9 protein-coding genes, 2 pseudogenes and 1 riboswitch are annotated in these 12,071 nt (G+C 67.7%); of the genes and pseudogenes, 7 read left to right on the top strand and 4 right to left on the bottom strand.

The window, feature by feature from the left end; all coding sequences use genetic code 11:
• The 6 genes and pseudogenes from G3N59_RS25190 to G3N59_RS25165 form a co-directional block, all read left to right on the top strand.
• Positions 1-336: pseudogene (locus tag G3N59_RS25190) on the top strand (hypothetical protein); the annotation flags it as partial.
• Positions 337-1,124: 788 nt separating this feature from the next.
• Complete coding sequence (locus tag G3N59_RS25185) at positions 1,125-1,547, top strand: hypothetical protein (RefSeq protein WP_205985524.1); 423 nt, start codon at positions 1,125-1,127, stop codon at positions 1,545-1,547.
• A gap of 286 nt (positions 1,548-1,833) precedes the next feature.
• On the top strand, positions 1,834-2,532 hold the full coding sequence (locus G3N59_RS25180) for a response regulator transcription factor (RefSeq protein ID WP_205985523.1): 699 nt from the start codon (positions 1,834-1,836) through the stop codon (positions 2,530-2,532).
• Positions 2,529-3,983: a FecR domain-containing protein gene (locus G3N59_RS25175; protein ID WP_241024051.1), complete on the top strand. Its 1,455-nt coding sequence runs from the start codon at positions 2,529-2,531 to the stop codon at positions 3,981-3,983. Before G3N59_RS25180 ends, G3N59_RS25175 begins: the two co-directional genes overlap by 4 nt.
• Before the next feature lie 11 nt (positions 3,984-3,994).
• Entirely contained in the window at positions 3,995-6,460 is a 2,466-nt protein-coding gene (locus tag G3N59_RS25170) for a CHASE2 domain-containing protein (RefSeq protein WP_205985522.1), read from the top strand.
• The gene (locus tag G3N59_RS25165) at positions 6,432-7,130 is read left to right on the top strand and encodes a DUF4136 domain-containing protein (protein ID WP_205985521.1); all 699 of its coding nucleotides are present in this window, start codon (positions 6,432-6,434) and stop codon (positions 7,128-7,130) included. Before G3N59_RS25170 ends, G3N59_RS25165 begins: the two co-directional genes overlap by 29 nt.
• Positions 7,131-7,142: 12 nt before the next feature.
• Here the strand turns inward: G3N59_RS25165 and bluB are convergent, their stop codons facing one another.
• From bluB to G3N59_RS37115, 4 genes and pseudogenes are all read right to left on the bottom strand, one after another.
• Positions 7,143-7,811, bottom strand: coding sequence for a 5,6-dimethylbenzimidazole synthase (bluB, locus tag G3N59_RS25160; RefSeq protein WP_205985520.1), 669 nt, complete (start codon positions 7,809-7,811; stop codon positions 7,143-7,145).
• Positions 7,795-9,114: a cobyrinate a,c-diamide synthase gene (locus G3N59_RS25155; protein WP_241024049.1), complete on the bottom strand. Its 1,320-nt coding sequence runs from the start codon at positions 9,112-9,114 to the stop codon at positions 7,795-7,797. Before G3N59_RS25155 ends, bluB begins: the two co-directional genes overlap by 17 nt.
• A 4-nt stretch (positions 9,115-9,118) precedes the next feature.
• Complete coding sequence (gene cobO / locus G3N59_RS25150; protein WP_205985519.1) at positions 9,119-9,721, bottom strand: cob(I)yrinic acid a,c-diamide adenosyltransferase; 603 nt, start codon at positions 9,719-9,721, stop codon at positions 9,119-9,121.
• A 126-nt stretch (positions 9,722-9,847) separates the two neighbouring features.
• Positions 9,848-10,246 (bottom strand): annotated as a pseudogene (locus G3N59_RS37115) (cobalamin biosynthesis protein); the annotation flags it as partial.
• A gap of 209 nt (positions 10,247-10,455) precedes the next feature.
• Positions 10,456-10,732, top strand: a riboswitch (cobalamin riboswitch).
• 212 nt (positions 10,733-10,944) lie between these two features.
• Between G3N59_RS37115 and cobW the strand changes: the two are divergent.
• Entirely contained in the window at positions 10,945-12,039 is a 1,095-nt protein-coding gene (cobW, locus tag G3N59_RS25140) for a cobalamin biosynthesis protein CobW (RefSeq protein ID WP_205985517.1), read from the top strand.
• Positions 12,040-12,071: the final 32 nt, after the last annotated feature.

Below are 12,071 nucleotides of genomic sequence, written 5' to 3'. Positions count from 1 at the left end.
ATTGACAACCCGTCCGCTACACGGCGCCCTCCCGATCGCCGGCCGCCCATGAATGGCGGCGAGCCGGTCGACGCGCCACGTCCGCCTGCCGCGCCGGTCAATCAGCCGCACGCGCCGATGCCGCAGCCCAACAACGCACCGCGTCCGGCGGCGCCCGCGCCGTCGTTCAGCCATGCGCCGCCCCAGATGCAGCAGATGCCGCAAGGCGGCGGACGCCCGCCTGGACCGGCGCCGGCCGAGCGCGGACACGAAGCGCCGCCACAAGGCGGCCAGGGCGGTGGTCATCAATCGGGTCAAGGCGGGGGAGGCCACGACGATCGGCGCCAGCCGAATTGACCTCGTAGCGTTTGCGCATGACCTGTCGGGCGTTCTGATCGAACGCCCGTTTTTATCTTGATCGAGATAAATAAAGTGGGCTTGCATTGCGCTCACCCAACTCGAAACGATTGAACGCGGTCAGACCACGCCAGGCTATGAACGAGCACACACAACGCGTTTAACCCGCACGTCGATTAATCAGGATTCCGTTGTATCTGATTATCTTTCTCCCGCTCGCGCACGCCATCAAACCGCTTAACGCTATTCGATGGCGTCGATTTAACAATCCCTGACAGTAAATTTTCACGCAAGCAACGACAATAAGTCATCGCGGCTTCGGAAGTTTCTGAGCCCGCGTCATGCGGCGTGCATCCATTGCGCGCTGCGCAACGTATATCGGCTACGGGGGCTGGCGCGGTCGGGACACGGCGGCGCGCTGGTGGCGAGGCAGCCAGAGCGGGTTCGAACCCGCCGTATAACGCTGGCAAACAGCGACTGGCAGTAGGAGTGGCGATGGCGTCGGGGACGCCATGTTTATCGGTTGCAGTCCGCGTGCGGGCATCGGGCGGTGATGCCCGCACGCATGCGACGCGCCGGCAAGGCGGCGCCTGCGCCGGTGGCCCGAGGCCGGGAGGATCGGGTCGCGGAGATCGCGCAGCCCGCGGCTGTCGCCACTCGTTTTTCATCCACTATCCGTGTCCCCGTGCCCGCGCGGCTGGCTTCGCCAATGAAGCCGACAGTGCCGCGACGATATAGCCGGGTAAGTCAGTTACGCGAGAGGTGTCATGTTTTTCCGTTCCGGGAGCATGCGATTTCCGCCCGGCTCGCGCGTGAATGGCTCGGGCCGCGGCCGCGATCTCGAACGTATCGAACTGGATCTGGCCCGTGACCGCCACGCGCGTGCGGCCATGGAAGCCTATGCGGATTCCTGCGAAGCCGAATTGCCGTGGTTGAGCGAAGTCCTGCGCGACTCGCGCTTCGGCCGTTCGGATAAGTTGACGCAATGCGGGTCGACGGTGCTGCGCGCGTTCGTGCTCGCGCAGGCGCGCGCGGCCGTGCAGCCCGACTACGCGCACGCCGCGTGGGAGCACGTGCGCGTGCAACTGGCCGCCGAGCTGGCGGGCTTGCCGCCAGCCGGTACGCGCGACTTGCCGGGCGCGAGTGCGAACGCGAATGCAAATGCGAACGTCAGCGATCCCGAACACGGCGAGCGCGCACGCGACCGCTAGCCGCGCGCCGCTAGCCGCGCGCCGTGAGCGGCAAGTCGCCGGCCTCGCGCATACAGGGTTTAGCGCGCTACGCAGATCGGCACGGGGGCGTTTTCGACTACCATGAGCGAAATCCAGTTCCCGATCTCGACTGGCGACTGGCGCTCCCATTCATTTCAAGACGCAGCGAGAGTAGCGGCTTGGGCGCGCGGCAGGGGCTGCGCGTCATGAGTCTGGGAATGGAGTCCGGGCGGCATCGAGCCGGCCTGGCCCGAGAAGATGAATAACGAACTGGGTGCAGGGCACTATGAGAATCGCAGTACTCGATGACGATCCGGCGCAAACCGAATTCGTCAGTCAAACGCTGGTGGCCGCGGGCCATGTCTGTCATGCGTTCGCCAAGGGCGGCGATCTCGTCAAGCAGTTGCGGCGGCAGACGTTCGACCTGCTCGTGCTCGACTGGAACGTTCCCGACATGGCCGGCGACGAAGTCCTGCACTGGGTCCGCCAGAGTCTGTCCACGCGCCTGCCGGTGCTGTTCATGACGAGCCGCAGCCGCGAAGTCGATATCGCGCTGATGCTCAACAGCGGCGCCGACGACTACGTGGTCAAGCCGGTATCCGCGCCGGTGCTGCTCGCGCGCGTCGGCTCGCTGCTGCGTCGCGCGTATCAGTTGCATGCGCCCGCGCAGAAAGAAGTGTTCGGCGACTATGAATTCGATCTGAAGTCGCGCCAGGCGTCGGTCGGCGGCAAGCCGGTCGCGCTCACGCAAAAGGAGTTCGAACTGGCGCTGCTGCTGTTCCAGCACCTGAGCCGGCCGCTTTCGCGCGCGCACATCCTCGACGTCATCTGGAAACAATCCGACGACATCCCTTCGCGCACGATGGACACGCACGTGTCGATGCTGCGCTCGAAGCTCGGGCTGCGCCCGGAAAACGGCTATCGCCTGACGCCGATCTACGGCTACGGCTACCGCCTCGAACGGATCGAAGGGGATGCGGCTTGAGCGCGGCGCATTGGGTTCGTCCGGCGCGCCCGCTGTTTGCCTGCCTGCTTGCGTTGGGCTTGCTGCCTGCCGCGTATGCAGCGGGTCCTCGCGCGCAAGCGCCTGAACATGCCGCTGCGCACGCCACTGCGCGCGCCGCTGCGCACGCCACTGCGCCCGCCGCTGAAACCACGATCTACGTCACGCGCGCCGGCGATTCGCTTTACGACATCGCCCAGCTCTACCTGCGCGATCCCGCCGACTGGACCCAGCTCGCCCGTTTGAATCACGTGAGCGCCCCCCGCCACCTGAAGCCGGGCACGCAACTGCGCGTGCCGGTCGCGCTGCTGCGCCAGGACGGCTTGAGCGCGCGCGTCATCGCCACGTCCGGGCCGGCGACGCATACCTTCGGCGATGGTGCGGCCTTGCCGCTGATCGTCGGCGGGAAGCTGGTCGAAGGCGAGCATGTGCAGACCGGCGAGAACGGTTTCGCCACGCTCGAACTGGCCGACGGCTCGCATCTGGTGATTCCGCCGCGCACCGCGCTCGATTTGGCCACGCTGCGCCAGACCGCGCTGACGGGCTCGACCGACCGCATCGTCAATCTCAAGCAGGGCGAGGTGAACACCGAAGTCACGCACGCCACGAAGAAGGACGACCGCTTTCAGATCCGCTCGCCTTCGGTGGTAGCGGGTGTGCGCGGCACCAGCTTTCGCGTGAATTACGACGGCGATAAACAATCGACGGCGGTGGAAGTGCTCGAAGGCGCGGTGGGCGTGGATGCCGCGTCGCACGGTCAATCGGCGTCCGTCGCGCCCGCGCCCGGCACGCCTTTGGCCGCTTCGACGCAACTGGTCGCGGCGCGTCACGGCAGTTTGACGCTCGCGGGCGGCGCGGTCGGCGGCCCGGTCGCGCTGCTCGACGCGCCCGATCTGCGCAATCCCGGCAAGGTTCAGGACGATGCCGTGGTCGCCTTCGATCTCGCGCCGGTGTCCGGGGCGAGCCGCTATCGCGTGCAGGTTGGCCGCGACGCGGGCCTGTTCGACATGATCCGCGACCTGCGCAGCGACAGTGCGCATGCCGAAGTCGGCGCACTCGACGACGGCACGTATTTCGTGCGCCTTTCGGCGATCGATGCGAACGGTCTCGAAGGCATGCCGTCGACGTACGCGTTCCAGCGCCGCCACGTTTCGCTGGGCGCTTCGGCGGGCCGTGTCGATGGCACGCGCGACTACGCGTTCCGCTGGTTCGTCGATCGCAGCGCGGGCGACACGCACTTCCGCTTCGTGCTCGCGGCGTCGGCGGATCTGCGCACGCCGCTGGTGGACCGCACCGACATCACGGACGGCGAGGCGGTCGTGCGCGATCTGCCCAAGGGCACCTACTACTGGACGGTGATCGCCGAACAGTTCGAAGCGGGCCGCTACTACCAGAAGGCCAGCCCGGTCCAGTCGTTCCGGCTCGACTGGTGAGGCCGGCGCGCATGAGCGTGGGCGTGCGCGCCAGTCTTCGTCGGGGCCGCCCAGCGGGGCGCCGCTTTCTGTTCGAGTGGCTGGGCGTCGCCTGCGCGGGCGTCGCCATCGTCCTCTTGAGCGTGCTCACGCACTGGACGCTGAGCGCCGATTCGCTCGTCTACGACCGCTTCCTCGCCGCGCGCGAGCGGCCGGTGTCGCCCGATATCGTCGTGGTCGAAATCGATAATGCGAGCGTTGCCGCGCTGGGGCGCTGGCCCTGGCCGCGCAGCGTCCACGCGCAACTCGTCGATCAACTGGCGAAGGCGGGCGCCGCGGCCATCGTCTACGACGTGCTGTTCACCGAACCCTCGCCGGACGACGCCCGTTTTGGCGCCGCGCTGCGCGAGCGTCCCGCGTTTTTGCCCGTGCTGCTTTCGCCCGCCGACGAAGCCGCCGACGGCCGCCGCCAGCTCGTCAAACCGGTCGCGCCGCTTGCCGCTGCTGCGGCGGGTCTCGGCCACATCAATCTCGAAGTCGATAACGACGGCATCGTGCGCAGCGTGGCGCTGTTCGAAGGCGACGCGCAGCAGCGCTGGCCGCAACTGATGGAGCCGCTCTGGCGCGCGGTGCGCGATGGCCGCATTGCGCTGGGCGGCACCGCCAATCCGCCGTCCGAAGCCATCCGGCACGCGGACGCCCAGATCCTGCGCGCCGCTGGTTCCGGCAGCGAAGCGCGCTTTCTGCTGCCGTTCAGCCGCACCACGCAGTCGTATCGCAAGGTGTCGTTCGCGCAGGTGCTCGAAGGCCGAGTGCCGCCCGATCTGCTGCGCGCTCGCGTGGCGCTGGTGGGCGTGACGGCCTCGGGCCTTTACGACCGCTTCGCCACGCCGCTCTCGGGCACGCTTGGACCCGTGCCGGGCGTCGATATCCACGCGCTGGTGCTCGACACGCTGCTCACCGGCTCGGCGATCGAACCGGCTTCGCGCCCGCTGGTCGTGCTGGCTTCGCTGGTGCCGCTTGCGCTGCTGCTGGCGGGCTTTCTGGTGCTGTCGCCGCTGCGCACGATGTTGCTGCTGCCGCTGCTCGTGCTCGTCACGCTCGCCGCCAGCGCCGCGCTGCTTTATGTCGCGCGCCTCTGGCTCGCGCCGGTGCCCGCGATTCTTGCGCTCGCGCTGGTGTATCCGCTGTGGGGCTGGCGGCGCCTTGAAATGACGATGGCGTATCTGCGCAAGGAGCTCAAACAACTCGCCGACGAACCCTATCTGTTGCCCGAAGCGGCCGAACCGGCGCGCGAATTCGGCGGCGACGCGCTTGCGCAGCAGATGGCGCTGATGGCGCAGGCCGCGCAGCGTCTGCAGGACATGCGCCGCTTCGTCTGGGACAGCCTCGACTCGGTGCCCGAACCGCTGCTGGTGGCCGACCTGCAGGGCGTCGTGCTGATCGCCAACCACGCGGCGCGCGCCTACCTCGCGGGCCTGAGCGAAGGCGATGCCGAAGGGCGGCTGGTGCAGGACGTATTCGGCGATCTCGCGCTCGTCAAGCCGATCGACCCGAACCCGGAAATGCTCGCGTTTGCCCACGCGCACTGGCCCGCGCCGCTCGATCCCGCGCTGGGCGAGTACACCGGACTGATGGAGCGCGGCGTGGAAGTGCGCGCGCGCGACGGCAGCGACTATCTGCTGCGCTACGCCTGCTGCACCAATGCGCAGGGGCAGGGCGTCGGCTGGATCGCGGGTCTGGTCGATGTCACGGCGCTGCACGATGCCGAGCGCCAGCGCGAAGACGCGCTGCGCCTGCTTTCGCACGATATGCGCTCGCCGCAGGCGTCGATCGTCGCGCTGGTGGAGACCGAGCGTGAGCGCGGCACGCTCGAAGCCGCGCCGGTGCGCGAAGTGATGGACCGCATCGAGCGTTACGCGCGCCGTTCGCTCACGCTCGCCGACGACTTCGTGCAACTCGCGCGCGCCGAATCGCAGAACTACGCGCTCGAGCCCACCAGCCTCACGGAACTGGCCATCGACGCGAGCGACGAAGTCTGGCCGCAGGCCAGCGCGAAGCAGATTCAGATCGAAACCGCCTTCGACGGCGAAGAACTCGGCTGGATCAACGCCGACCGTTCGCTGATGACGCGCGCGCTCGTGAACCTGCTTAACAATGCGGTGAAATACAGCCCACCGAAAACAAGGATTGTCTGTAGTATCGCTGTCGTGGAGGGTTCGGGCCCGCGCGTGATCTGCTCGATCCGCGATCAGGGTTACGGCATCGCGCTCGAAGATCAGGCGAAATTGTTCGAGCCGTTCCGCCGTTTTCATGCCGGGCAGCGGCCCGAAGTGAGTGGCGCGGGACTCGGTATGGCGTTCGTGAAAACGGTCGTGACGCGTCACGGCGGCGAGATTCACGTCGAGAGCCGGGTGGACCAGGGCACGACGGTGACGATGTCGCTGCCCGCACTCGATGTCCCCGACGATGCAAGCGACGACGGGCGCAGCGCCTGATGGCCCCGCACGCACTCAGAACCTGCTGGCAAAGATTCCGATGGAGTACGCAGTGAAGTACCTGATGACGATCTGCGCCGTGTCGCTGGCGGGCGCACTCGCCGGTTGCGCTGGCGCGAGCGCCGACGTGCAGGCGAGCGGCGCTCTGCCCGCCGAAGGCGCGGCATCGACGTATCGATTCGCCCATACGCCGGCGCAGGCCGAAGCGGGCGAAAGCCTGCCCTACGAGGCGCTGTTGCGCGCGGGCCTGGCGCAACGCGGCTTCCAGGAAGGCGCGCCCGACGCTGCGCGCTATCTGGTTTCCGCCGCGTGGGCTTCGCGTCCCGCCGATGTCACGATCGCCACCGGCGACTGCAAGGGCGGCTGCGCGCCTGCGCAAGGTCCGTCGCTGCCGTGGTTCGGCCATCGCTATGTGCATACGCTGACGCTGCGCTTCTTCGCGCTGCCCGATGGCCGCGAAGCGTACAAGGTCAGCGCCGAAAAGCGCGACCGCAACGCCGACGCGCAGCAGGCGCTGCCGTATCTGGTCGCGGGTGCGCTGGCGAAGATGCCTTACGCGGGCGCGCCGCAGTGGCGCGTGAAGATGAAGGATGTGCTGCCTGCCGGCGCGCAGGGCGGCGCAACGGCGGCCATGCCCGAAGTGACGTCGGTCAAACCGCTGACGCAGTAAAAACGCGGCGTCTCAATCCTGCGGCTGCGAATCTTCGGGCAGCTGCGGCCAGCGGTTTTCATACACGCATTCGCCCAGATCCTTGCGTTCGGCCCAATGCTCGATTTCGAGCATCGGCTTCGGATAGAACTCGGCCACATGGCCGACGCACAGGATCGCCACGGGCTTCGCGCCTTCCGGCATGCCCAGCAGCGCATGCACTTCGTCGACATCGAAAATCGAGACCCAGCCCATGCCGAGCCCTTCGGCGCGCGCGGCCAGCCACATGTTCTGGATCGCGCAGGCCACCGAAGCCAGATCCATTTCCGGCAGCGTGCGGCGGCCGAAAATATGTGCCTCGCGGCGATCCATCAACGCGACGACCAGCAGTTCGCCGCACTCGCGCATGCCTTCCACCTTGAGCTTCATGAACTCTTCGCGGCGCTTGCCGAGCGCGTCGGCGGTCGCGATGCGCTCGCGCTCGACGGCTTGCTGAAGCTGCTCGCGCACGGCGGCGTCGGTGATCCGCACGATGCGCCAGGGCTGCATGAAGCCGACGCTCGGCGCGTGATGCGCGGCGTCGAGCAGGCGCGCCAGCACCGCCGGATCGACGGGGCCGGGCGCGAAGTGACGCATGTCGCGCCGCTCGTAGATCGCGCGGTAAACCGCCGCGCGTTCGGCTTCGTCAAAGGGTTGTGCCATGGAATAGGGCGGCCGCGAAGGCCGGATTGGAAGGCCAGTAGGCGTGCATATAGGTCGCGGTGATCGCGCCGTGGCGATAGAGCGCTTCGCCGTCCGCGCCGGTCTGGGCGTGGCGGGCGCGCAGCGCGGGCGCAAGCGGCGTGCTCACGCGCGAGTAGTGGAACGTGTGGCCGGTGAGCGTGCCGTGTGCGCCGTCCAGACGCTGCATGCCGAGCGCGGCGAAGCGCTTTTGCATCGCGGCGTCGCCCGGAAGCAGGCCGAGCATCGGCGTGCGCGTGCCGTCGACGGTGGTGAGCGCGTCGAGCAGATACAGCATGCCGCCGCATTCGGCGACCAGCGGTTTGCCCGCTTCGGCGTGCGCGCGCAGCGAAGCCGCGCTGCGCGTGTTCGCCGCGAGCGTGGCCGCGTGCAGTTCGGGATAGCCGCCGGGCAGATAGACGGCGCTGGCGTCGGCGGGCGCGGTTTCATCGGCGAGCGGTGAAAAGAAGCTCAGGCGCGCGCCGAGCGCTTCGAGCAGCGCGAGGTTGGCCGGATAGAGAAACGAGAACGCGGCGTCGCGCGCAATGGCGATGTGCCTGCCTTCGAGCCAACGCGGCAGCGCGGCTTCGGCCGCGGGCGGCTCGAACGTGACGGCGGGCGGCAAGGCGGCCAGCGCCGTGTGTTCGAGCGCGTCGGCGGCGCGTTCGATCCGCGCATCGAGATCGTCGATTTCGCTGGCCTGATGCAGCCCGAGGTGGCGATCGGGCAGCGAAAACTGCGCGTCGCTCGCCACGTGGCCGAGCCAGCGCAGTCCGTCGGGCATGCCTTCCTGCAGCATCTGGGCGTGCCGCGCCGAACCCACGCGGTTGGCCAGCACGCCATGAAACGGCACATCGGCGCGATAGTGCGCAAGGCCGAAAGCGATCGCGCCAAAGGTCTGCGCCATCGAATTCGCGCCGATCACGGCAGCCACCGGCACGCCGAACTTCGCGGCCAGATCGGCGCTGCTGGGCGTGCCGTCGAACAGGCCCATCACGCCTTCGATCAGGATCAGATCGGCTTCGTGCGCGGCCTGCGCGAGCAGCGCGCGGCAGCCGGCTTCGCCCACCATCCAGAGATCGAGCGACATGACCGGCGCGCCGCTCGCGTGCGCGAGGATCATCGGATCGAGAAAATCCGGGCCGGTCTTGAAGACGCGCACGCGTTTCCCCTTGCGGCGATGCAGACGCGCGAGTCCCGCCGTGAGCGTGGTCTTGCCCTGGCCCGAAGCCGGCGCGCTGATGAAGAGCGCGGGGCAGGCGAGCGGTCCGGTCATCGCCTTCATGGCGTCAAAACTCCACGCCCTTTTGCGCTTTCACGCCTTGCTCGCGGTACGGATGCTTCACGAGGCGCATTTCGGTGACGAGGTCGGCGGCTTCGATCAGCGCATCGGGCGCGTGGCGGCCCGTGACGACGACGTGCTGCATCGGCCCGCGCGCGGTGAGCACTTCCAGCACTTCTTCGAGCGGCAGATAGTCGTACTTGAGCACGGTGTTCAGCTCGTCGAGGATCACCATGCCGTATTCGCCGCTTTCGATCATGCGCTTCGCTTCGTCCCAGCCTTTGCGCGCGGTGGCGACATCGGCGTCGCGATTCTGGGTGTTCCAGGTGTAGCCGTCGCCCATCGTCACGAAGTCGCAGTGCGCGACGCTCGCGAGGAAGTCGCGCTCGGAGGTATGCAGCGCGCCCTTGATGAACTGCACGACGCCCAGCTTCATGCCGTGGCCGAGCACGCGCACGGCCATGCCGAATGCGGCCGTGCTCTTGCCCTTGCCGTTGCCGGTGTTGACGATCAACAGGCCTTTTTCGTGGGTCGCGGCGGCCTGCTTCTTCTCGTGGCCTTCGCGGCGGCGTTGGGTCATGCGCTGGTGCGATTCGGGGTCGGTTTTCATCGTCGCGGATCAGTCCTGGGTTGCGATGTTGTGCTGAATGGGGCTTGTTTTTGCGGTATCGGGTGCAGTCTCGGGCGCAGTTTCGGGCACCGTTTCGGACGCACTATCGGCGCTATTGCCGAAAGCGGCGAGCGCCACCGTCACGCCGTCGAGCGCGAGTTTCGCGCGCACCAGCGGGCCGCCCCGGGCCGCCAGCCGCGCGCACGGTTCGCTCACGCCTGCCACGCCGAAGCGGGCCTGCGCCGCAACGCTGGGCGCCGATAGCAAGGCCGCGGCGTCGAGCGCGGCGACCTGCTCGCGCGCGAAGCTGTGCAGCGGCAGCGCGTGCGCGTCGCAAAAGGCGAGCAGCGCCGGTTCGGCGGCCTTGGCGTCGAGCGTGCCGACCGCCTTTACGCGCGCAAGCGGCCACGCGCCGAGCCGCGCCGCCACCGCCGCCTCGATCTGCGCGAGCGTCACGCCGCTACGGCAGCCGATGCCGAGCGCGAAGGCGTCGGCAAACGCCGTGTCGAGCGCAGGGTCGGCCAGTGCGGCGGCGTCGGGCAAGGGATCGGCAGGTTGGGAGCGATTCACGTAAAAGCGGCCAAAGCCGGTGACGCGGCACGCAAGGTCTGACGTGTCCCGCATGGAATGCGCGCTACGATAGCACACGCTTTCGCGCACGCAGCGCCGCTCCAGCGGCGCTGCAAGGCGACCGAAGGCCGCGCCGCCCGGTTGACGCAGGGGTGGCCCGCGCCTACACTCGCACGCACTCTGGTGCTCGCGTGCGCGATCGTTCTGCACGCGGTTAAACGGGAATCAGGGAGCTATCACGTCGGCCATCGACATGACAGCCGGCCTGAACTGCACCCGCAACGGTACAACGAGCGCATCGGCCGCAAGCCGATGCACGCCGCTTCAAGCAACGCCACTGCGCAGGCAGGACAGACGGACCACATGGTCCTGATGGCCCCGCGTGGGAAGGCGAAGCGGCGTTCGTCAGTCCGGATACCGGCCAGATACGCGGGACGCGCGCTGCGGGGATGCGGCGCACCGTCCATGATTTCCATGCGTGCGCTGGCTTTGGCTTGCGACGCGTCTTCGCTTCATCGTCTGGTTGTCGTGTCACGCCTGCTTCGCGGCAGGCGCGCTGCGCGTTGCAACCGGCGCTCGGGAAACGCGAAGGCGCGCGCGCCACGTCCGGCGCGGCGCAGTCCACCTGCGGCCAGAGCGCCGAAGGAGCACCCATGCAAATGCGCAAGATCCCGGTCACCATCGTCACGGGCTTTCTCGGTAGCGGCAAGACCACGCTGCTGCGTCACATTCTTCAGCACGCAGGCGGCCTGCGCGTCGCGGTCATCGTCAACGAATTCGGCGAGCTGGGTATCGACGGCGAAATCCTGCGCGGTTGCGGCATCGGCTGCGACGAAAACGGCAACGAAACCGAAGGCCAGCTTTACGAACTGGCGAACGGCTGCCTGTGCTGCACGGTGCAGGAAGAATTCTTCCCGGTGATGGAGCAGTTGCTGGAGCGTCGCGGCGATATCGATCACGTGCTGATCGAAACGTCCGGTCTCGCGCTGCCCAAGCCGCTCGTGCAGGCCTTCAACTGGCCGTCGATCCGCAACGCGTTCACCGTCGATGCCGTGGTGACCGTGGTCGACGGCCCGGCCGCCGCGAGCGGCCAGTTCGCGGCCAATCCGCAGGCCGTGGACGAGCAGCGCAAGGCCGATCCGAATCTCGATCACGAATCGCCGCTGCACGATCTGTTCGAAGACCAGCTTGGCGCCGCCGATCTGGTGATCCTCAACAAGACCGATCTGATCGACGAAGCAGGTCAGGAAGCGCTGATCGCCGAACTGCGCGAGGAACTGCCGCCGCAGGTGAAGATCGTGCGCGCGCAGCACGGCCAGCTCGACCTGCATACGCTGCTCGGGCTCGAATCGGCGTCGGAAGAAAGCATCCATCTGCGCCACGATCACCACGGTTCCGCCGACGATGCCGACCATCATCACGACGAATTCGACTCGGTCGTGGTCGAAGGCCGCGTCACATCGCGCGAAGTGGCCATCGAAGTGCTGCAAGGCCTCGTGGACAAGCACACGATCTATCGCGCGAAGGGCTTCGCCGCGCTGCCGGGCGCGCCGATGCGCCTCGTGATCCAGGGTGTGGGCCGCCGTTTCGACAGCTATTTCGATCGCCGCTGGAACGCGCAGGAAAGCGCGGCGCAGCAGGCCGGCACGCTTGCGAGCCGCTTCGTGCTGATCGGCGAAGACCTCGATGCGGCCACGCTGCAAAGCGCCTTCGACGCCGCACTGGCGGCTGTCGCCGTCGCTCAATAAGCGCGCGTTTGCGTCTCACCTTTTCAAGTTTG

Source organism: Paraburkholderia sp. Ac-20340 (assembly GCF_017104965.1).
In the GTDB taxonomy this organism is placed as follows: domain Bacteria; phylum Pseudomonadota; class Gammaproteobacteria; order Burkholderiales; family Burkholderiaceae; genus Paraburkholderia.
This window is presented reverse-complemented; position numbering and strand designations above follow the sequence as displayed.

Excerpts from the sequence above, each read along its gene's own strand:
- G3N59_RS25170 (WP_205985522.1), top strand. The coding sequence starts at position 3,995 with ATGAGCGTGGGCGTGCGCGCCAGTCTTCGTCGGGGCCGCCCAGCGGGG.
- cobW (WP_205985517.1), top strand. The coding sequence starts at position 10,945 with ATGCAAATGCGCAAGATCCCGGTCACCATCGTCACGGGCTTTCTCGGT.
- G3N59_RS25155 (WP_241024049.1), bottom strand. The coding sequence starts at position 9,114 with ATGAAGGCGATGACCGGACCGCTCGCCTGCCCCGCGCTCTTCATCAGC.
- G3N59_RS25165 (WP_205985521.1), top strand. The coding sequence starts at position 6,432 with ATGCAAGCGACGACGGGCGCAGCGCCTGATGGCCCCGCACGCACTCAG.
- cobO (WP_205985519.1), bottom strand. The coding sequence starts at position 9,721 with ATGAAAACCGACCCCGAATCGCACCAGCGCATGACCCAACGCCGCCGC.
- G3N59_RS25180 (WP_205985523.1), top strand. The coding sequence starts at position 1,834 with ATGAGAATCGCAGTACTCGATGACGATCCGGCGCAAACCGAATTCGTC.
- bluB (WP_205985520.1), bottom strand. The coding sequence starts at position 7,811 with ATGGCACAACCCTTTGACGAAGCCGAACGCGCGGCGGTTTACCGCGCG.
- G3N59_RS25185 (WP_205985524.1), top strand. The coding sequence starts at position 1,125 with ATGCGATTTCCGCCCGGCTCGCGCGTGAATGGCTCGGGCCGCGGCCGC.